Origin of the sequence: Pseudomonas sp. Q12-87, assembly GCF_001269755.1 — a bacterium.
In the GTDB taxonomy this organism is placed as follows: domain Bacteria; phylum Pseudomonadota; class Gammaproteobacteria; order Pseudomonadales; family Pseudomonadaceae; genus Aquipseudomonas; species Aquipseudomonas fluorescens_S.
In genome coordinates, this window is sequence record NZ_LHVI01000020.1 from 83814 (window position 1) to 105102 (window position 21289).

At 62.3% G+C, this 21289-nt stretch carries 17 protein-coding genes and 2 pseudogenes; 6 read left to right on the top strand and 13 right to left on the bottom strand.

Going from position 1 to position 21289, the window contains the following annotated elements; translation table 11 throughout:
• Positions 1-43: 43 nt before the first annotated feature.
• The 4 genes from AD663_RS14000 to AD663_RS14015 form a co-directional block, all read right to left on the bottom strand.
• Positions 44-877 carry an oxidoreductase gene (locus tag AD663_RS14000; protein WP_053213958.1) on the bottom strand — a complete coding sequence of 278 codons (834 nt, stop codon included), beginning with the start codon at positions 875-877 and terminating at the stop codon, positions 44-46.
• A 218-nt stretch (positions 878-1095) separates the two neighbouring features.
• Positions 1096-2382, bottom strand: coding sequence for a beta-ketoacyl-ACP synthase II (fabF, locus tag AD663_RS14005; RefSeq protein WP_053213959.1), 1287 nt, complete (start codon positions 2380-2382; stop codon positions 1096-1098).
• Between the two features lie 32 nt (positions 2383-2414).
• Positions 2415-5495: an efflux RND transporter permease subunit gene (locus AD663_RS14010; protein ID WP_053213960.1), complete on the bottom strand. Its 3081-nt coding sequence runs from the start codon at positions 5493-5495 to the stop codon at positions 2415-2417.
• Positions 5492-6598, bottom strand: coding sequence for an efflux RND transporter periplasmic adaptor subunit (locus AD663_RS14015; protein ID WP_053213961.1), 1107 nt, complete (start codon positions 6596-6598; stop codon positions 5492-5494). The genes AD663_RS14010 and AD663_RS14015 overlap by 4 nt, the downstream gene beginning before the upstream one ends.
• A gap of 207 nt (positions 6599-6805) precedes the next feature.
• Here AD663_RS14015 and AD663_RS14020 point away from each other — a divergent pair, with 207 nt between their 5' ends.
• Positions 6806-8272: an efflux transporter outer membrane subunit gene (locus AD663_RS14020; RefSeq protein ID WP_053213962.1), complete on the top strand. Its 1467-nt coding sequence runs from the start codon at positions 6806-6808 to the stop codon at positions 8270-8272.
• 16 nt (positions 8273-8288) lie between these two features.
• Here the strand turns inward: AD663_RS14020 and AD663_RS14025 are convergent, their stop codons facing one another.
• The 5 genes and pseudogenes from AD663_RS14025 to AD663_RS14040 form a co-directional block, all read right to left on the bottom strand.
• Positions 8289-9560 (bottom strand): OmpP1/FadL family transporter, encoded by a 1272-nt coding sequence (locus tag AD663_RS14025; protein WP_003181911.1) that lies wholly within the window; start codon positions 9558-9560, stop codon positions 8289-8291.
• Positions 9561-9815: 255 nt separating this feature from the next.
• Positions 9816-10436: a TetR/AcrR family transcriptional regulator gene (locus tag AD663_RS14030; RefSeq protein ID WP_003181913.1), complete on the bottom strand. Its 621-nt coding sequence runs from the start codon at positions 10434-10436 to the stop codon at positions 9816-9818.
• Positions 10437-10530: 94 nt separating this feature from the next.
• A pseudogene (locus AD663_RS28390) lies at positions 10531-10659 on the bottom strand (glyoxalase); the annotation flags it as partial.
• A gap of 2 nt (positions 10660-10661) precedes the next feature.
• Positions 10662-10865, bottom strand: a pseudogene (locus tag AD663_RS14035) (contractile injection system protein, VgrG/Pvc8 family); the annotation flags it as partial.
• 75 nt (positions 10866-10940) lie between these two features.
• On the bottom strand, positions 10941-11549 hold the full coding sequence (locus AD663_RS14040; RefSeq protein ID WP_053213963.1) for a LysE family translocator: 609 nt from the start codon (positions 11547-11549) through the stop codon (positions 10941-10943).
• A gap of 105 nt (positions 11550-11654) precedes the next feature.
• Here AD663_RS14040 and gcvA point away from each other — a divergent pair, with 105 nt between their 5' ends.
• The 5 genes from gcvA to AD663_RS14065 all read left to right on the top strand — a co-directional run bounded on the left by gcvA (position 11655) and on the right by AD663_RS14065 (position 15796).
• Positions 11655-12560 carry a transcriptional regulator GcvA gene (gene gcvA / locus AD663_RS14045; RefSeq protein WP_053213964.1) on the top strand — a complete coding sequence of 302 codons (906 nt, stop codon included), beginning with the start codon at positions 11655-11657 and terminating at the stop codon, positions 12558-12560.
• A 2-nt stretch (positions 12561-12562) separates the two neighbouring features.
• Complete coding sequence (locus AD663_RS14050; protein WP_053213965.1) at positions 12563-13702, top strand: epoxide hydrolase family protein; 1140 nt, start codon at positions 12563-12565, stop codon at positions 13700-13702.
• Between the two features lie 654 nt (positions 13703-14356).
• On the top strand, positions 14357-14638 hold the full coding sequence (locus AD663_RS14055) for a hypothetical protein (RefSeq protein ID WP_003181925.1): 282 nt from the start codon (positions 14357-14359) through the stop codon (positions 14636-14638).
• Positions 14639-14896: 258 nt separating this feature from the next.
• A complete protein-coding gene (locus AD663_RS14060; protein WP_053213966.1) occupies positions 14897-15415 on the top strand; it encodes a cysteine hydrolase family protein in 519 nt (172 codons plus the stop codon).
• 60 nt (positions 15416-15475) lie between these two features.
• Positions 15476-15796: an isochorismate lyase gene (locus AD663_RS14065; protein ID WP_053213967.1), complete on the top strand. Its 321-nt coding sequence runs from the start codon at positions 15476-15478 to the stop codon at positions 15794-15796.
• 174 nt (positions 15797-15970) lie between these two features.
• On the opposite strand, the gene AD663_RS14070 is transcribed toward AD663_RS14065, so the two are convergent.
• Genes AD663_RS14070 through AD663_RS14085 form a run of 4 tightly spaced genes read right to left on the bottom strand, consistent with a single transcriptional unit; the run spans position 15971 to position 21097 of the window.
• Positions 15971-16192: a formate dehydrogenase subunit delta gene (locus AD663_RS14070; RefSeq protein WP_003181931.1), complete on the bottom strand. Its 222-nt coding sequence runs from the start codon at positions 16190-16192 to the stop codon at positions 15971-15973.
• Positions 16189-19065 carry a formate dehydrogenase subunit alpha gene (gene fdhF / locus AD663_RS14075; RefSeq protein ID WP_053213968.1) on the bottom strand — a complete coding sequence of 959 codons (2877 nt, stop codon included), beginning with the start codon at positions 19063-19065 and terminating at the stop codon, positions 16189-16191. Before fdhF ends, AD663_RS14070 begins: the two co-directional genes overlap by 4 nt.
• Positions 19062-20621: an NADH-quinone oxidoreductase subunit NuoF gene (locus AD663_RS14080; RefSeq protein WP_053213969.1), complete on the bottom strand. Its 1560-nt coding sequence runs from the start codon at positions 20619-20621 to the stop codon at positions 19062-19064. Before AD663_RS14080 ends, fdhF begins: the two co-directional genes overlap by 4 nt.
• A complete protein-coding gene (locus AD663_RS14085; protein ID WP_003181934.1) occupies positions 20615-21097 on the bottom strand; it encodes a formate dehydrogenase subunit gamma in 483 nt (160 codons plus the stop codon). Before AD663_RS14085 ends, AD663_RS14080 begins: the two co-directional genes overlap by 7 nt.
• Between the last annotated feature and the right edge of the window lie 192 nt (positions 21098-21289).

Consider the following 21289-nt stretch of genomic DNA (forward strand, 5'->3'; position numbering starts at 1 on the left):
GGGCGAATGCAACAGTCACAGCGACAGCTATGGCCAGGCCGAGTCAGTGTGCCTGGGAAGGCAGTTTGGTATCGAGCTTCAGCGCCTTGCGAATGCCCGTATCCAGCAAGCGCGCTGGAGCGAAGCTGCGCAGGAACTGCAACTGACCGGCCGCTTTGCCAGCGGTATAGCGCAACTTCGGACGCTCGGCGCGCGCGGCCTGCAGTACCACTTCGGCCACCACGTCGGGGCCGTCGCCGGTCGCCATGGCCTGGTTCACCACTTTCGTCACTTTTACTCGAATGGCTTCGTACACGTCGAGTTTGGCGTCGGGCTGAAGGTTGTTGGTCTCGAACTGAGTCTTGGTATAGCCAGGCTCGACCACCGTAACCCTGATGCCATGGGTACGCAATTCATGATCCAACGCTTGCGAATAACCATCCACCGCATGCTTGCTGGCGCAATAGAGGGCCGCGTAAGGAACAGCCACGACCCCGAGAATAGAGCCGATGTTGATGATGCGACCGTCACCCCGGCTTCGCATGTGCGGCACAACCGCGCGAGTCATCCGAACGATGCCGAGGAAGTTGGTATCGAAAACAGCCTTGGCCTGCTCGACCGTGCTCTCTTCCGCTGCGGCGGGTGCGATGCCGAAGCCGGCGTTGTTGACCAACAAATCGATCCGCCCCTCCAACCGCAGCAACGCCTCTATGGCCGCTTCGACGCTGGCATCGTCGGTGACATCAAGCTTCAACAGTGGGACCCCCTCCCCGCCGCCAGCCCCGCCTCGCCGGCTGGTGCCATAGACGCTGTAGCCTGCTGCGACGAGCTTATGGGCGATGGCTTCCCCAATGCCGGATGAAGCGCCAGTCACCAATGCCACACGTTTGTTGTTCATCATTAATTTCCTTCCGGTTATCGACATTATCCGGTCGGAAGATCAGCAACTGTGAGCGGTCATGGATCCGACATCAGCGCGCGTCATCGACTGGCAGGCTTATGATGATGATCATAATCGAAGCGGTCAATGTTTTTGATGCTGGATGACATCTATAAAGTCGATAGCACCCGACTAGTCACCCTCGCCGGCATTCCTTTTACCGCCCATAAGGAAAATCAAGGCGCCCAGCGACGGAACAGAACGCTGGCATTGACCCCGCCGAACCCGAAGCCGTTGGACAGCGCGTGAGTGATAGGCATTTTCCGAGCCTTCAGACCAACCAGATCGAGCCCTTCAGCCGCCTCGTCGGGGTTAATCAGGTTGAGCGTTGGCGGCACGATTTGATCGCGCAGCGCCAACACCGTGAAGATCGCCTCGATACCGCCCGCCGCGCCCAAAAGATGGCCGGTGGCGGATTTGGTCGAAGTGATCGCCACGCCCGAGCCTGTGCCAAACACCGCACGAATCGCCGCCAGCTCACCGTTGTCGCCGACCTGAGTGGAGGTTGCGTGGGCGTTGATATGCTGGATGTCGGCAGCGTTGACGGCGGCTTGTCGCAAGGCTTGCTCCATTGCGCGGCGAGCGCCGTTGCCATCCTCCGGGCCTGCCGTCAGGTGGTAGGCATCGGCGCTGGTGCCATAGCCCACCAGCTCAGCCAGGGGCGTGGCTCCGCGGGCCAATGCGTGCTCCAGCGATTCGATGACCAGGATACCGGCGCCCTCGGCCATGACGAAGCCGTCACGCTCGCGATCAAAGGGCCGCGACGCCTCCTGCGGGCGCTCGTTGAATCCGCTGGAGAGTGCGCGAGCCGCCGCAAAACAACCCAAGGTCACGCGATCAATCGCCGCTTCGGTGCCGCCGCACAGGGCAATATCCGCCTCGCCACTGCGGATGAGCCTGGCCGCGTCACCGATGGCTTGAACCCCGGCAGCGCAGGCGGTGACGGGCGCGCCGAGAGGCCCCTTGAAGCCGTGCCGGATCGACACGTTTCCGGCCGCCATATTGGCGAGGAAGGCCGGCGCGGTGAACGGTGACAGGCGGCGTGGGCCCCGCGAATCGGTGGTCCGCACAGCTTCGGCAATCGTGCTGAAGCCACCCACGCCCGATGAAATGATCGTGGCGGTCCGCTCCTGGTCCGCGACTTCTGTCGGGTGCCAGTCGGCTTGTTGCAAGGCTTCGTCGGCCGCCACGAGGGCAAACTCGATGAAGCGGTCCATCTTCTTGCGATCCTTGCCCGTAATAACCCGGTCCGGATCGTAGCCCGCACTGGCATCTTCCTCCAACGACGGCACCTGGCCGCCAACCGCAACCCCGGTGCCCTCAGTTACAGCCTCAGGCAGGTTGCGGATACCGGAGCGTCCATCCAGCAACCGCTGCCAGACGGCTTCGACCCCGCACCCCAACGGCCCGACAATGCCAAGACCGGTGACTACGATTCGTTTTTGACCCTGGGGAGTAATCATAAGAACCTCTTCATTGTTCGGCAGGCGCTCGCCTAGGCCAGCCTTGCGGTTTCAGTTTGGGCGCTGTGGGCAGGACGGATCCTGAACCAGATGGAGTACATCGCCGGCAGGAACACCAGCGTCATGATGGTGCCCACGAATGTGCCCCCGATCAGGGTGTAGGCCAGCGTTCCCCAGAACACCGAGTGCGTCAGGGGGATGAATGCCAGGATCGCCGCCAGGGCCGTCAGCAGCACCGGACGAGCCCGCTGCACGGTGGCTTCGATCACCGCTTGGAACGGATCGAGCCCTTCTTGCGCGTTGTGATGGATTTGCCCGATGAGAATCAGCGTATTGCGCATCAGGATGCCCGAAAGTGCGATCAAGCCAACCAGGGCATTGATACCGAAGGGCTGATTGAAAATAAGCAATGTCGGCACCACGCCAATCAGTCCCAGGGGCGCGGTGAGGAACACCATGATCATCGCCGAGATCGAACGCACCTGCACAATGATGATCAGCAACGTCAGGGCAACCATGATTGGCACCAGGGGCACGATGGCCTTGCCGGCCTTGCCCGATTCCTCGATGGCCCCCGCCTGCTCGATACGGTACCCGTCAGGCAGTGCGTCGATCACCGGCTGCAACGACTTAAAAATCGCGCTCGATACGTCCGGTGGTTGCAAGTCTTCGGCGATATCGCCGCGAACTGTGATGGTCGGCGTGCGATCGCGGCGCCGCAGGATCGGGTCCTCCATGCGCACATCCACCTCGCCGACCTGGGACAGCGGGATGCGCTGGCCCGACGCCCCCACCAGCGTGAAACCTTCGATCCTGGCGGGATCGAGCCGGATATCGCCCGCAGCGCGACCGACCACCTGCACCGAACGAATGTCCTCGCGTACCGCCGTGATCGGTACCCCCGTGAGTAAAAATTGCAGCTGTTGCGCGACTGCGCTGGATGTAAGCCCGACCGCCTGGAGGCGATCCTGGTCGAGATTGAAATGCAGCGTCGGCACCAGCGGGCCCCAGTCGGTATTGACGGTTCTCATCATGGGGCTTGCCTGCATCACGCCTCGTACTTTCGCTGCGATTTCACGCAACGTCGACGGGTCTGGCCCCATCACCCGGTAAGCCACGGGAAACGGCGAATAAGGTCCGAATACCAGCTGCGTCACGCGCACGCGCGCTTCGGGCGCCAGCCCTGCGGCAACCGCCTCGCGCAGCCTAAACTTGAGGGCTTCACGCGCCTCCTGGCTGTCGGTCAACACCACAATCTTGGCGAACGATGGATCGGGAAGCTCCGGCGCCATTGCCAGGTAGAAGCGCGGCGCTCCCTGCCCTACATAAGCCGTGACGATTTTTGCCTCATCCTGTTTTTGCAGCCAGGCCTCGATCCGGGCGGCGGTGGCGCTGGTTTGCTCGATGGATGTGCCGTAGGGCATTTGCACTTCAACCAACACCTCCGGACGATCGGATGTCGGGAAAAACTGTTTCTTGACCAGACCCATGCCGAGAATCGCCACGACAAACGTAGCGATCACCGTGCCGGCCACCCACCACTTGCGGGCGATGACACGCGTCAGGATCCGCCGGAAACGATTGTAGTGGCGGGTGTTGTAGATCGCCGCATGGCCGCCTTCGACAGGCTTGATGTCCGGCAGCATCTTCACGCCCAGGAAAGGGGTAAAGGCCACCGCCACCACCCAGGAAGCGATCAAGGCAATGCCGACGATCCAGAACATGTTGCTGGTGTATTCGCCGGCGGTGGATTGCGCGAAGCCGTTGGGCATGAAGCCGATCGCCGTCACCAGCGTACCGGACAGCATTGGCGCGGCCGTATGGCTCCAGGCGTAGGCGGAGGCTTTGATCCGGTCGTAGCCCTCCTCCATCTTCACCACCATCATTTCAATCGCGATGATGGCGTCGTCCACCAGCAACCCGAGCGCCAGGATCAGCGAGCCGAGGGTGATGCGGTCGAAATTCTTTCCGGTGGCCGCCATCACCACAAACACCACGGCCAGCGTCAACGGCACTGCCGCCGCAACCACCACGCCGACGCGCCAGCCCATGCTCAGGAAGCAAACGATCATCACCACCAGCAAGGCGACGAAGAACTTGACCATGAATTCGCCGACAGCCGAGTCAATGTTCACAGCCTGATCGGTAACCTTGGTCAGGGTCATGCCCAGCGGCATGCCTTCGTTGATCTTTTGCGTCTCGGCGTCCAGCGCCTTGCCCAGGTCCAGGCCGTTCCAGCCCTCGCGCATGATGACACCCAGCAACAACGCTTCTTCGCCATTGTTGCGCACCAGGAAGGTCGCCGGGTCTTCGTAGCCCCGTTCGACGGAGGCAACGTCCGAGAGCTTCAAGGTACGCCCCTGGATCGCGAGGGGCGTATCACGGATTTTTTCCAGTTTGTCGAAGGCCCCGTCCACCCGCAGGAAAACTTGCGGCCCGTTGGTTTCGATCGAGCCGGCCGGCGTGAGTACGTTCTGGCTGTTCAGCGCGGCAAAGATGTCTTGGGCAGACACACCGAGCGTGGCCAGTCGATCATGGGAAAAGGAAACGAAAATCCGCTCGGCCTGCTCGCCGATGATGTTGACCTTCTTCACGCCCCCCACGTGCAGCAGGCGCTGGCGCAACGCCTCGGCATCCCGCGCCAGCAACCGCTGGGGCTCGCCCTTGGCTTTCAGGGCGAACAGCGCGAACGTCACATCGGAATATTCGTCGTTGACCAGCGGCCCGATGACCCCGGCCGGCAGCCGGGTGGCCTCATCGGCGAGCTTCTTGCGCGCCTGATAGAACTCTTCCTGCACTTGCGACGGCGGCGTGCGATCGACCAACGACACCATGGTGAAGGCCAGGCCGGGCCGGGTATAGGTTTCCGTGCGGTCGTACCACTTCAGCTCTTGCAGGCGTTTTTCCAGCGGCTCGGCGACCTGGTCCTGCATCTCTTGCGCCGTCGCACCTGGCCAGGCGGTGATGACCGTCAGCTGCTTGACCGTGAACGGCGGGTCCTCGGCACGCCCCAGCTTGAAAAACGCCAATGTGCCCGCAACAGCAATGAGAAAAATCAGGAATACGGTGACAGAGCGCTCGCGAACGGCGATTGCCGACAAATTGAGGCTCATGGATGGCTCCCGGCGACTTTCACGCCGTCCTGCTGGGCCAGTCGCACCGAGTCCCCCTCGCGCAGCAAATGCGCCCCCAGCCCGACGATACGCTCGCCGATCTTCAAGTCGCCCGCGACGCGTGCGGTGTCGTCGCTCAAGCCGACAACCTGCACGGGCCGCCAGCTGACCTTCGCGGGTTCACCGTCAATGACCCAGACACCGCTGCCTTTGCCCGGGTCGTAGACCGCCGCGATGGGCACTTGCAGCACGCGATCCTGTGCAGCGCCTTCGGCGATACGAAGCGTGACGGTGGAGCCGAGCGGCGCATTGGCCAGCGCCCCCTCCAGCACATAACGCGCCTCAAAGGTACGCGTCACCCGGTCGGCCGAATCCGAGAGCAGCCTGAGCCGGGCAGTGACTGCGCCGCTGGCCGTGCCATAAAGCGTGGCTTGCGCGGTGGCACCGGGAACCGGACGCAGTGTCTCCGGCAACTGCACGACCGCTTCGCGCTGCCCGGCCCTGGCCAGCCGGACGACGGTTTGCCCAGGGCTGACGACTTGCCCCGGCTCTGCAAGCGTGTCCATTACGACGCCGTCAGCGTCGGCCAGCAACACGGCATAGCCGGACGCATTGACGGCGACGTCAGCCTGCGCCTGGGCCGCGCTGAGTTGCGCCTTGGCGGTGTCGGCAGCAGCTTTGATCTGGTCGTAGCCCGACGCGGAAATTGCCCCCGCAGCCACCAAATTACGATAGCGCGCCTCATCGTCCGCAGTCTGTTTGGCGCGGGCCCGAGCGGCCGTGACAGCTTCTTGCTGTGCCCGCGCCTGCAACCCCAGGTCGACTGGATCGAGGCGCATCAGCGGTTGGCCGCGCTTGACCGTCTGCCCGGCGTCGACCAGGCGTTCAAGGATCTTGCCAGAGACCCGGAACCCCAGGTCACTCTGGACACGAGCCGCCACGACGCCGGTGAACGAACGCGCGATATCGGGCGAACCCTGGACCTCGCAGACCCTCACCAGAGGAGCAAGCGTGCGTGGATCTTCGGTGGAAGATTCCCCACACGCCGTCAGGACAAGGGGTAGCAGGCAAGCGGCAAGGGTGACGGGTCGAAGCCGGAGCATAGGTTCCCTTTTGATAAATAAGGACGAGAGCCGCATTCTCATTCTAGTGACTATGTATGTCAATGGTCACAAAATGTGAAGCCCTGCTTCGCGTGCTTTGTTCTTTGGTTTCCACGTCCATTCTTAGCGAACCCTGCCTGTGGTCGCATTGACAGGGTGTGACCATAATATAATATGGTCACACCTAGCTTGCCTCCAGGATTCCCGATGCCTCCTCTACGCCCCTTCGCTGTTTTGATGAGTGCCTCCTTGATAACAGGCTGCGCGGTCGGTCCGGATTACCTGCGTCCGGACGCCCCGCTTTCGGATCGTTTCCTTCGCCAGCCTGTCGTCGACCAGCGATCCAACGCGGCGCAGGCCAGCCTTGCGGTCTGGTGGGAAGGCTTCGCTGACCCGGCGCTGACCGAGTTCGTTACCCAGGCGTTGGCCCAGAATCTGGATCTGGCCCAGGCATCGGCGCGCGTCGCCCAGGCCCGGGCAGGCTTGGGGGCGGCGAACGCGGCGCTGCTGCCGTCGGGGACCGTCAACGGCCAGGCCGCACGCGCCTATCAGTCCGTCGAGACACCGTTGGGCCAGGTTCTGGATTCGACCCCCGTTTACGATCGGTATGGAAATGCCTATGCGCTGAACCTTGAGGCAGGTTGGGAATTGGATGTCTTCGGCGGCCTGCGTCGCGGGCGCGAGGCGGCATTGGCCGAGTACCAGGCGTCCGAGGCGGGCATGGCGGCCACGCGACTGGCCGTCGCGGCGCAGACAGCCGACCTGTACATGACCGTCCGAGGTTTGCAGGCCCGACTGGACATCGCGAACCGACAGGCCAAGACCCGGCAGGAGCTGCTGGAAAAAGTTCGATTGCTTTATGGTGAAGGTCTCGCCGCCCGCTATCAGGTTCACCAAGCCGAAGGCGAACTGGCACAGGTCCAGGCGACAGTGCCGGTGCTGCAAACCGGACTGGAGACGGCGATGAATGCCCTGGACATCATGCTCGGCGCGCCGCCCGGCACCCATCGCGCGCAACTGGCATCCACCGGCAATATCCCCCCGGCGCCACCCATGAACGCCACGGGAACCCCCGCCGATCTGCTGCGTCGTCGCCCAGACCTCATCGTGGCTGAGCGGCGCCTTGCCGCGTCCAATGCGCGGATCGGCGAGGCCGTCGCCGAGTACTATCCGAAATTCTCCCTCGGTGCGTTGCTGGGCAGTGCCACCTCGGTATCTGCTGGACACTTGTTCAGCGGCGGCGCCAGCCAGGCTTCGGGAGTGTTGGGTTTGCGCTGGAGACTGTTCGATTTCGGCCGCATCAACGCCCAGATCGACCAAGCCAAGGGCCAGGAAGCCGAAGCCCTGGCGGCCTATCGTCAGTCCGTGTTGCGCGCGACCGAGGATGTCGAAAATGCATTCTCCGCCCTGGTCAACCGGCAAGCCCAAGCCGTTACCCTCACCGGAGGCGAGACGTCGCTGGCACAGGCTCGCGAGTCCTCGTTCAGCGCTTATGAGCAAGGCACCGCCAGCCTGATCGATGTGCTGCGAGCCGACGAGACGCTGCTGCAGGCCTCCGATGCCCGGGCGCAAGCCCAGACAGAGTCGGCCCGGGCAGCGGTCGCCGCGTTCCGGGCGCTCGGTGGGGGCTGGCAGGCGCCCGAAGCGCAGCCCGTCGCGCTGGCCGGCCAATGACCGGACGCTCATTCAATCAGAAGCGATAGCTGACGGAAGTACCGAACCCGCTCGCGCTGTTCTTGTACCGGGCACTGTAGGCACCCCGCGTCGCGGAGGTTTCGTTGACGTGCACACTCTCCTCCCACAGATAGGAATAAGCGACGTCGATGGTGACATCGTCCACCGGCGTCCAGCCCGCACCCAAGCTGATCACCTTGCGGTCGCCCGTAGGAATGCGCGGGCCACGGTTGGTGTTGTTGGCAGGCGACTGGTCCATCGACAGGCCGGCACGCAGCACCCATTGATCGTTCAACCGGTAGGCCGTGCCGATCGCATGCGCCCAGGTGTCGTGCCAGCTCTGTTCTTCGCTGACGGTGCCCAGTTGACCGCTCAATAGTGGAGGCAAACCGCTGTTCTCGATGGTCAGCTCCTTGAAGCGACTCCAGCGTGTCCAGGTGCTGCCCAGGTACAAGGTCCAGTCATCATTGAGTTGATGCGTCACAGAGAGGTCCACCGACTCCGGCGTATCCACATCCAGCGAAGCGTCATAGCTGCGACCGCTGACGCCCAGCACGCTGAAGATCCCGCCCGTGAGCTTGGACTTGGCATCCAGGTGATAGCTGACCTTGGAGTGATAAGTAGCCCCCAGGCGCGTGCGGTCCGTCGCCTGCACGAGGATCCCGGCGTTGAACCCCAGCGCCGTGTCGTCACCGGTGCTTTTGAGTTTCCCATCGTTGCGACCAGGGCTCAGCGGATTGGGTACCATTCCGGATATCTCGCCGCTGATACGGTTGATGGTGGGGCCGAACCCGATCGAAACCTTGTCGTTGAAGGCGTAGCTGACGGTGGGCTGGAACGTCAGGGTCGTCACCTCGCTTTTGTTGGCGTAGTAACGTCCGGCATAACCGCTTCCATAATCGGTGATCAAGCCGAACGGCACATAGAAGCCGACACCGAAGGCCCATTGTTCATCGATGGGCTTGACGTAATACCCCATGGGCACGGTGGTCGCCGGGACCATGTCCCCATCCTCCTCACCGCCGAACGTACTGCGGGTCTGGCTGATATCGGTTTTGGCGACCAATGTCGCCGCACCGAGGCTGGCCTCCTCTTTTTTCAGACGAGACATGCCCGCCGGGTTGCCGAAGACGGTACTCGCATCTTCTGCCGAGGAAGAACGACCGGCGAATCCGGTTCCCATGCCGCTGATGCTCTGTTCGTTCAACGCAAAACCGCTCGCAAAACCCTGGGAGGACGCGAGCATGACGGCGAGGCCGATGGGCCCCCTGAGCAAGATTTTTTTCATTATTGGGACTCTAGGAAAACAGCAGCGGTGGCTGCGGTAGGGGGAACTCTGTCTGTGTGTCGCAATGACGTGAGGGGGGACGCCGTCATGCAACGCATCCCACCCGCCAGCCTCACGCCGCGCCATATTTATTCATGTGACCATATGTGTCAATAGTCACGATACGGACAAATAAGAGCCCCTGTTCCGGGCAGAACAAGGGCTGGCGTTGAAGCGCTACGGCCTCGGTGCAAGGCGTGGGTTAGATACTCACGCTCAAGGCATCAGGCTACGCAAGATGAGGTTGGTGGTGAGTGTCGGGGCCACTTCCACATAGTCGAGGTTGTACTGCAGCAACAACGGATTGACGAAAGGACGAAGCGTCAAGTGGATCGCCTCCACGGTTTCATCCAGCGGAGTCCGGCGCTCAAACTCACCGAGTTCTCGACCTTCCCGCAGGATCTGCGTCACGAAACCCTTGATCTTCGCATCATAGTTACGTGAACTGGGCCAGCGCTCCGACACGGAAAATGCCGCAATGTCGTAGAGCTTGCGGTCGTTGAAAAACAGGTCGACACCCGTGGTAATCACTGTCCTGACCAGGCGTCGAAAGCGCTCCGTCGGCGAAATGCCCTCTTCATTGATGGCCTGTTCCACCGCAGCAACGATTTGCGCCAGGCAATTGGTGCAAATGGCTTCGCCGATCGCTTGCTTGGAGTCGAAGAACTTGTAGATGTAGGCCTTGGAAAACCCGATGGCCCTGGCAAGATCGGACACCGTCGTCTTGCCGAAGCCGTATTGACTGAAATGTTCATGGGCCGCCGCGACAATCTGGTCGCGAATGTCGTGATCGGCTGGACCGCGGGTGCTGGGCGAAGACGCTGATGGCTGATTCATGGGCGTAGCTTACGCATCCACAAGAATGTTGACAACTTGTGACCATACAGTAATCAAGTCACAAAACGCCCTCGTCCGGAAACCCGTCGCCTGTTTATTTCGCGAACAGCTGGCTCATATCCTTGAACGCCTTGAACTCCAGCGCATTACCGCAAGGATCGAACAGGAACATCGTGGCTTGTTCGCCAACCTGCCCCTTGAAGCGAATATACGGTTCGATCACACCAGGCCCGATTGCGGGCGACACGGCAGCTTGATGCCGCGCTGGTAATGGCGTTGGTCGTCGTGCAATTCCACCACGTCGATGCCCAGGCGTTCGTCGCTGGTGAAGCGATACCAGATGCCGACCTCAGCCAATAGGCGGTCGATGAAGGCCAGGTCGCTTTCATCGTATTGCATGACCTGCTCGCGCCGGGGGTAGTCGCGCACAGAGAAACTCCTACGACCCGGACTTACGCGACGGCTGGAGCTTCATCAGTTTGAGTTTTTATTGGCGCTCTGCGGTCATTTGCTGGCAGAGGCCATCAACACACCAAATCCCAGGAAAGTAACGCCCGACAATTTGCCGACGACCCTCGTCCCCTGGCCCGATGAGAGCCAGCCCCTGGCCCCGTTCGCCATCAGCGCATAACCACAATGGATCAATACGACCAGCCCGGCATAGGACGACACCAGCAAGAAAAACTGACTGTAGTAGTTGCCCGCCGACTTGATGAACTGAGGGAATACCGCAAGAAAGAAGAACCCGGCCTTGGGATTGAGCAACTGAATGGACAGCGCCTCGACAAATCGCCGCCATGGACGCGACGAAGTCGCGGTGAGTTCGGGGATAAAACCTTGGGTCCGCCACATCTTGAAGCCCAGGTACAACAGATACATCGCCCCGATGTACTTGAGCATCGTAAAGGCCGTCGCCGAGGCGGCCAGGATCAGTCCGACGCTACTGGCGCAAAGACCGGCCACGATAAACGCCCCGGACGCGATACCGAAGATGCCTGGTAGCGCACCACTCCAGCCATGGCGCAGGGCATTGGAAATCGTCAACACCACGCCGGGCCCGGGGCTGAGTACCGTCAGCGTCGCCAGCAGCAGAAAAAGTCCATAATCGGCCATGAGTAACTCCACATGAAGGCGCATTGATAAGGCCTTCAGGTTGGCGTGACGCCTGAACGCTGACAAACGCTTTAATTGCGCCTCATATGTGACTAAATTAGACACATGATCGCCAACCTCCCCCCGCTTAACGCCGTCCGCGCCTTCGCCGCTGCCGCTCGCCACCAGAGTTTCAGCCGCGCAGCCGAGGAACTGCACGTCAGCCACAGCGCCGTCAGCCGTCACGTAAAGCTGCTCGAAGAACGCCTGGGCGTGCGGCTGTTCGAGCGGCGAACCCGCCAGTCGTTGCTTACGCCTGAAGGCAAGACGTTTTACGAACAAATCAACCAGGCACTGACACAGATCGCCAACGCCGCTGCCGCCCTGACCCGCCACGCGTCCCAGCGCAAAGTGACCCTCAACGTGCGTCCCTCCTTCGCGGTGCGCTGGCTGATCCCGCGGCTGCCGGACTTCATGGCGCTCTACCCGGACATCAAACCCGAAGTGGTCACCAGCACCCGCCCGCCAGACCCATCGCGAGACCCCTTCGACGTAGTCATCCGCCGTGGGCAGTCCGGATGGTCAACGAACGTGCAGCCCACCGTATTACTGGAAGACGACCTGCTGCTGGTCGCCGCGCCGTCGCTGCTGCAAAGCGTGCCGCTGGACAGCGTCCACGACCTGGCGCGGCACACGTTGCTGTCAGGCAAGACCCGCAGCAGCGATTGGCAGGATTGGACAGCGCACGCCGGCATCAAGCCCTTGCGCAACCCGCCAACCCTGCAATTCGACCACATGCACCTCGTCCTGCAGGCAGCCGTCGATGGCCTCGGCGTGGCGTTGTGCCCGGCTTCGTTGTTGGGCAGGGATTTGTCCAACGGGCGCCTGACCTGTCCATTGCCTGCGTTGCGCCTTCCGTTGCCTCGTTACTATTACGGCGTGTCTCGGGATGCGGTGGGTGAAGCGCAGGTTTTTGTGGATTGGTTGTTTTCGCAGATTCAGCAGTCAGCCACCGCCCAACCAAAGGCGTAATCATGCTCATCGAACCTTTCTCCATCGACATCCCCGACATCGCCCTTGAAGACCTCCGGCATCGCCTGTTGAACACGAGGCTACCGGAGCCTTTGGCCAATCAGGGCTGGAGTGAAGGCATGGACATGGGAGTGCTTCGGGGCCTTATTGCGCACTGGTCGACCACCTTCGATTGGCGCGCCCAGGAGGCAGCGCTCAATCGCCTGCCGCAATTTGTCGCCGACATCGGTGGGCAGCGGGTGCATTTCATTCATCAACGGGGTGTCGGCCCGGCGCCGATGCCGTTGATCCTGACCCACGGTTGGCCCGGTTCTTTCATCGAGATGCAGCGCATCATTCCGCTGCTGACGGACCCGGCCCGCCATGGCGGTGACGCTGCGGATGCCTTCGATGTGGTGGTGCCGTCGCTGCCCGGCTACACCTTTTCCGCGCCGTTCCAGCAGCCAGGCCGGGGGCCGCATGACATTGCCGGCTTATGGAATGAATTGATGAGGGGGTTGGGGTATGAGCGGTTCGGCGCACAGGGCGGGGACATCGGTGCGGGCGTGTCGACCTGGCTCGGCGTGCGGTTTCCCGAGCGGGTGACGGGCATTCATCTGAATTACATTCCGGGCTCTTATCGCCCTCCCCTTGACGAAACCGAACCGCCGTTGACAGAGGCAGAAGCGGCCTTCCTGCACCGCGCGGCGGCATTCGCCGATGCCGAAGGCGCCTATGGGCATATCCAGCGAACCAAGCCACAAAGCCTGGCCGTGGGCTTGAATGATTCTCCGGCCGGGCTGTTGGCCTGGATGGGGGAGAAGATCCTGTCCTGGTGCGATGAAAGTCCCGCCATCGATCATGAATGGCTGCTAACCAACGTGACGTTGTACTGGCTGACGAACTGCATCGGTTCGTCGTTTCGCCAGTACGTGGAAGGCAGCAAGCGACCATTGCTGTTCAACAGCGGCGAACGGCTGAAGCCTGCGGTTGGGGTGGCGCTGTTTCCCAAGGAGCTGCCCATGCCGCCAAGGAGTTGGGTGGAGCGCTGCTGCAACGTGCAGCGCTGGACCGCCATGCCCCGTGGCGGTCACTTCGCCGCGTTGGAGCAGCCGGAGTTGTTGGCGGAGGATATCAGGGCGTTTTTTCGGGGCTTTCGCTAGCGAGAGCCGCTAAAGCCCGTGGCGAGGGAGCTTGCTCCCGCTGGGGCGCGCAGCGGCCCCAAACCAGCCACCTCGTTTCGCCAGGCACAGCGCAGGCATCGGTTTTGCGACTGCTGCGCAGCCGAGCGGGAGCAAGCTCCCTCGCCACAAGGGAATGTGATTGGCCTCTGGATATGCGCAGTGGCGGTGTCTGGCCGTCCTAAATATTTGTAGGAATTTACCTCCCGTGGCGAGGGAGCTTGCTCCCGCTGGGCTGCGAAGCGGCCCCAAACCGGCCGTCTCGTTTCGCCAGGCACACCGCAGGCACCGGTTTTGCGGCGGCTGCGCCACCGAGCGGGAGCAAGCTCCCTCGCCACAGGGATCGCGTGCGTCCTACAGGTCGGTTGTTGCGGCTGGAATCGGCTTCTATAGTTGGGTCGTCACTGGCCTTGGTTGGTGATTGGGTTTCGCAGCCCGAGTGAACAAATCTAGATACCGTCAAATGAAATTCAGGCAAACTTGCCCGCTTTCATTTTATGGCGGTTGCGCGCGGGAGGCTTTCGAGTCTGCCGAGTTTTGGATTCGTTCCTCGGTCTGCGAACCCTCGCGCAACTGCCACCCCTATGATTCGCAGCAGAAAGGTGGCTCTTCTTTCTATCGAACGAGTGCAACTTTATGACAACGAATCAAGCATCTGCCCGCTTCACTCCTCTCACCCAAACCGCCACAACCCACCCCGTCCTGCTGATCGACACCCACGCCCCGCTTCCGGAACTCCACGCCTGTGTCAGCGAACGCCTGCACGCCACGCTCGATTACCTGACGCTGGTCGCCTGCAGCAGCCTGCGGGACTCAGCAGAGAGCGACATCAATACCATCACCAACGTCGCCCGGATCCTGGTGCAAGATGTAACCGACGTGTTCGGCGTGATCGAACGGCGCGGTCTCGAAGGCTAGCCAACCTCCTGTGGCGAGGGAGTTTGTTCCCTCGCCACGGGGTCGAGCATGCAGGGCTTGCCAAGCCGGTTCGCTGGCAGGTACCGTCAGGCCATGACTCTTTCTCGAATTGCCTCGACCACCACAACCACGACCACCCCAGACGGGTCGTGCGAGATGTCGTGAGTCAGTAACACACGGATCCCAAAGGCCCGCCAGCGATGGTAAGGGCCTTTTCTTTTGCCCTTGCGTCACTGGCAAAAACGCAAGGAAAACACCATGTATGCACTGTTGATTCTCGATATGCAGGTCGGGTTGTTTCATGGCCCGGATAAACCCTGGGCTGGCGATGCACTGCTCAGCACATTAAATGGCCTGTTGATTCAGGCTCGCCAGGCCGGCGCCCCGATTTTTCTGGCTCGTCATGTGGGTCCACCCGGCTCGCCCATAGCCTCCGAAAGTCCACTAACGCAACTGGTGCCGGAACTGTTGCTGGAAGGCGGCGAAGTCATCTTCGAAAAAAGCCGCCCCAACGCATTTGTCATGACGGACCTGGCCAATCGCTTGAAAGCCCGTGGAGCAGAAGGCATCGTGATCACCGGGATGAAGACCCAATATTGTGTCGACAGCACCTGCCGCGCCGCCCGTGATCTTGGGTTCGATGCCGTGCTGATCGCCGACGGTCATACCTGCGCAGACACGCCAACCCTGAAGGCAGATGTTATCGTCGCGCATCACAATGCAACGCTGGCGGGGCCCTTCTGTCAGCTGATTGAAGCTAAAGACTGGCACTTCTAAACCAACATAGGCCGTTCGGCTCGATCGAGCCGACCCCCTTCAACAAACGGAGCAAACCACATGGAAGTCAACAATCGCCTCTCCCCCTCGCAGTGCGCAGGCATGGAAGACATCCGTCAGGAAATCGATACCCTCGACCAGGCTGTCATCCAACTGCTGGGCAAACGATTCCAATACGTACTGGCCGCATCGAAATTCAAGACCTCGGCGACAGCAGTGCGAGCCCCCGAGCGCTTCAACGCCATGCTTGCGACTCGGCGTGAGTGGGCCGAGGCCGAAGGGCTGGACCCGGATGCCATAGAGAAGATGTACAGAGACTTGGTGACGCACTTCATTGCCGAAGAGATGAAACACTGGTCGGCCCATCAGTCCGACACCTGAGCCATCCCACGGATCCGTGGCGAGGGAGCTTGCTCCCGCTGGGTCGCGAAGCGGCCCCCCTCATTCCGTTTCGTCAGGCACACCGCCTCGCTCGGTTATGCGACTGCTGCGCAGCCGAGCGGGAGCAAGCTCCCTCGCCACAAGGAGTAACAGTCTTCCTGGTGTAGATGCCTGTCAGGCAGCGCCCTGCGGCTCTACCAACGCCTCCAGCACCAATGGATGCAGCACCGCATCGGGATGCTTCTGCTCCCACCCCGCCAATTCCCGGCGCATGCCCGGGGTCCAGAAGCTCTTGATGTGCTGGCGAACGCCATTCACCGCCAGCGTGTGGTCCGGCTCACTGGCGAAGTATTGGGCGATCTGGTTGGCCATCTTGATCAGGCTTTCAGAACTCATCGACGCACCTCGGCTTTTTCGGCATGGCGACGCTCCTTGAGCAGGCGTCCTTGTTCATCGCTGAAGGCCTGATAGCGTTTCTGCCATTCCGAAGGCTGGCTGACCCGCACGATCTCCACCGCCGTAACCTTGTATTCCGGGCAGTTGGTGGCCCAGTCGGAGTTGTCGGTGGTGATCACGTTGGCGCCCGATTCCGGGAAGTGGAACGTGGTGTACACCACGCCCGGCGCCACCCGTTCGGTTACCTTGGCCCGTAGCACTGTTTGCCCGGCGCGACTGCCGATGCCAACCCAATCGCCGTCGACGATGCCGCGGTTTTCGGCGTCGGCCGGGTGGATTTCGAGGCGATCTTCCTCGTGCCAGGCCACGTTGTCGGTGCGCCGCGTCTGGGCGCCGACGTTGTACTGGCTGAGGATGCGCCCGGTAGTCAGCAATAACGGGTACCGGCTATTGACCTTCTCCTCGGTCGGCACGTAGCCGGTGAGCATGAAGCGCCCTTTGCCGCGAACGAATTCGTCGATGTGCATGGTCGGCGTGCCGTCCGGTGCGGCATCGTTGCACGGCCATTGCAGGCTGCCGTGACGGTCCAGTTCGGCGTAGCTGACGCGGGTGAAGGTCGGTGTAAGGCTGGCGATCTCGTCCATGATTTCTGATGGATGACGATAGTTCATCTTGTAGCCCAGGGCGTCGGCCAGGGCGATGGTGGCCTCCCAATCGGCCTTGCCGGCCAGGGGCTCCATGACCTTGCGCACCCGAGAAATGCGGCGTTCGGCGTTGGTGAACGTGCCATCCTTCTCGAGGAACGAGCTGCCCGGCAGGAACACATGGGCGAACTTGGCCGTTTCGTTGAGAAAGATGTCCTGGACGATGACGCATTCCAGGGCACTCAGCGCTGCGGTCACGTGCTGGGTGTTAGGGTCGCTCTGGGCGATGTCCTCGCCCTGGCAGTAAAGCGCCTTGAAGCTGCCGTCCAGGGCGGCCTCGAACATGTTGGGAATGCGCAGGCCCGGATCGGGCTGCAAGGTCACGTTCCAGGCCTGTTCGAACTGGGCACGCACGGTTTCGTTGGAGATGTGCCGGTAGCCGGGCAACTCGTGGGGGAACGAGCCCATGTCGCAGGAGCCCTGGACGTTGTTCTGCCCACGCAACGGGTTCACCCCGACGCCTTCGCGGCCGATGTTGCCGGTGACCATTGCCAGGTTGGCGATGCCCATCACCGAGGTGCTGCCCTGGCTGTGCTCCGTGACGCCGAGGCCGTAGTAGATGGCCGCGTTGCCGCCGGTGGCGTAGAGCCGTGCGGCGGCGCGGATCTGATCGGCGTCCACGCCACAGACCGGGCCCAGCACTTCAGGCGAGTTTTCCGGCAGGCTGACGAAGTCGCGCCAGCGGGCAAAATCTGCCGCCTCGCAGCGTTCCTCGACAAAACGCTGGTCGACCAACCCTTCGGTGACGATCACGTGAGCCAGTGCGTTGAGCATCGCCACGTTGGTGCCTGGGCGCAGCTGCAAATGCAGGTCGGCGCGGGCGTGGGGGGAATCCACCAGATCGATACGGCGCGGATCGATGACGATCAACCGCGCGCCCTGACGCAGCCGACGCTTGAGCTGGGAACCGAACACCGGGTGCGCATCGGTCGGGTTGGCGCCCATCACCAGGATGACGTCAGCCTTCATCACCGAGTCGAAGTTCTGCGTACCGGCGGATTCCCCCAGCGTTTGCTTGAGGCCATAACCGGTAGGCGAATGGCAAACCCGGGCACAGGTGTCGACGTTGTTGTTGCCGAAGGCGGTGCGCACCAGTTTCTGCACCAGGTAGGTTTCTTCGTTGGTGCAACGGCTGGAGGTGATGCCACCGATGGAGTCGCGCCCGTACTTGAGCTGGATGCGGCGCAGCTCGCCGGCAGCGTAAGTGACGGCCTCATCCCAGCTGACCTCTTGCCACGGGTCGCTGATGTGCTTGCGGATCATCGGCTTGGTGATGCGGTCCGGGTGCGTGGCATAACCCCAGGCGAAACGACCCTTGACGCAGGAATGGCCGTGGTTGGCCTGGCCGTTCTTGTCCGGGACCATGCGCACCAATTGCTCGCCTTTCATCTCGGCGCGGAAGGAACACCCCACACCGCAGTAGGCACAGGTGGTGATGACGCTGCGCTCCGGTTGACCGATTTCCACCACGCTCTTGTCGATCAAGGTCGCCGTCGGGCAAGCCTGCACGCAGGCGCCGCAGGAGACGCATTCGGAGTCGAGGAAGTTATCACCGCCGGCCGCTTCCACCCGGGAGTCAAAGCCGCGCCCGGTAATGGTCAGGGCGAAGGTGCCCTGGATTTCCTCGCAGGCTCGCACGCAGCGGCTGCACACGATGCATTTGCTCGGGTCGTAGTCGAAATAAGGGTTGGATACGTCCTTGGCCTCGGCCAGGTGGTTGGCGCCTTCGTAGCCGTAACGTACTTCACGCAGGCCCACCTGCCCCGCCACCGTCTGCAGTTCGCAGTTGCCGTTGGCCGGGCATGTCAGGCAGTCCAGCGGATGGTCGGAGATGTACAACTCCATCACGTTGCGCCGCAGTGTCGCGAGCTTGGACGTCTGGGTGCGTACCACCATGCCTTCGGTCACCGGTGTGGTGCAGGACGCCGGATAACCGCGCATGCCGTCGATTTCCACCAGGCACATGCGGCAGGAGCCGAAGGCTTCCAGACTGTCGGTGGCGCAGAGCTTGGGGATGGCGGTGCCGAGCAAGGCCGCCGCGCGCATGACCGAGGTACCGGAAGCAACACTGATTTCGCGACCGTCGATGGTCAGGCTGACTTGCACGTCGCTTTCACGCGCCGGGGTGCCCAGGTCCATGTCACTGCTGGGATCGAAGATGTTGATCATTGGTCGGCCTCCGTGGTCGCCAGACCGAAGTCGGCGGGGAAATACTTCAGGGCGCTGGCGACAGGGTAGGACGTCATCCCACCCAGGGCACAGAGCGAGCCGTATTGCAGGGTGTCGCACAGGTCTTGCAGCAACGCAGCCTGTTCCTGACGGGCAGCGGGATCGGTGCTGGCAATCAAGCGGTCCACCACTTCCACCCCACGGGTGGAGCCGATCCGGCATGGCGTGCATTTGCCACAGGATTCCTCGGCGCAGAACTGCAAGGCGAAGCGGGCCATGTGGGCCATGTCCAAGCTGTCGTCGGCAACCACCACGCCGCCGTGGCCGAGCATCGCGCCCATGGCGGCGAACGCTTCGTAGTCCAGCGGCGTATCGAATTGCGCAGGGGGCACCCAGGCGCCCAATGGCCCGCCCACCTGTGCGGCCTTCAATGGCCGACCGCTGGCGGTACCGCCACCATAACCTTCCACCAACTCGCGCAGGCTAAGGCCGAAGGCGCGTTCCACCAGCCCGCCGTGACGGACGTTACCGGCCAGTTGAAACGGCATCGTGCCCAGGGACCGTCCCATGCCGAAGTCGCGATAGAACTGCGCGCCCTTCTCCAGGATGATCGGCACCGAGGCCAGGGTCACCACGTTGTGTACCAACGTCGGCAGCCCGAACAAACCTTGGATGGCGGGCAGCGGTGGCTTGGCGCGCACCGTGCCGCGCTTGCCTTCGAGGGACTCCAGCAGCGCCGTTTCCTCACCGCAGATATAGGCGCCGGCGCCCACCCGTACTTCCAATTCAAAAGCATGCCCGCTGCCGCTGACATCGGCGCCCAAGTAACCGGCTTCCCGGGCGATGCCCAGGGCCTCGTTGAGGGTGCTGATGGCAGCCGGGTATTCCGAGCGCACATAGATGTAACCCATCGTGGCGCCTGCGGCGATGCCTGCGATGATCATGCCTTCGATCAGCAAGAAGGGATCGCCTTCCATCAGCATGCGGTCGGCGAACGTCCCGGAGTCACCCTCGTCGGCGTTGCACACCACGTATTTCTGCGCACCGACAGCATCGCGCACGGTGCGCCACTTGATGCCCGCCGGGAACGCCGCACCGCCGCGACCGCGCAGGCCCGAATCGAGCACGCTGGCGACCACGTCGGCGCCGTCCATCTGGATGGACCGGGCCAGGCCCGAAAACCCGCCTTGATTGCGGTAGTCGTCCAGGGACAGCGGCTGGGTGATGCCGGCGCGAGCGAACAGCAGGCGCTGCTGGCTCTTGAGATAAGGAATGTTTTCCACCAGCCCCAGGGCCGAGGAATGACTGCCTGGATCATGGGCGAGTGCGTCGAGCAGCCCCGGCACGTCCTGTACCGTGACAGAGCCAAAGCCCAACCGGCCTTCGGGTGTTTCGAGTTCAACCAGCGGTTCGAGCCAATAGAGACCCCGGGAACTGGTGCGCCGTATTTCGAGGGGCAATTGGCGACGTTCGGCCTCGAGGACCAGCGCATCGACCACCCTGTCCGCGCCGACCGCGCGGGCCACTGAATCGCGGGGAATGCAGAGCGTCAGCATGAACCATCCTCCAGGCAACCATTGACCAACTGGCGCAGACGTTCGGGGGTGAGCCTGGCGTGTAGTTCGCCGTCCAGCTCCAGGGCTGGCGAGCACACGCAGGCCCCCAGGCAATAGACCGGCCGCAGGCTGATGCTGCCGTCGGCGCTGGTGCCGTGGTCGTCCAGCGAGAGTTGTTCACGCAACTGCGCCGCCAGGCCCTCGGCCCCCATGCTCTGGCAGGACTCGGCCCGGCACAGGCGCAGGGTATGGCGCGCCGGCGGCGTGGTGCGGAAGTCGTGGTAGAAGCTGATCACCCCGCGCACTTCAGCCTGGCTGAGGTTGAGGGCATGGGCAATTTCAGGGACGGCGACGTCGGGCACGTACCCGCAGCCTCCCTGGATGGCATGGAGAATCGGCAGCAAGGCACCGGGGGTGTCCTTCTCGCGCTCCAGAACGCTGTGGATCAAGGGCAGGTGAAGCGTCTCATCAGGCATAAACGTACCTCGGCATCTCGAACGACACCGCCGCATGGCGGCAGCCGTCCGGAGTCTTGGCTTGGGCGTCGGCCCACGTCACGGTAGCGTGGCAGATCCGATCGCCATCCTAGCTCTCCGGCCAAGTGTCTTTGGCGCACCTGATCCGGGGCATCTTTACAGCTTGCCACTCCCGGGGGTTGGCGATTGCAC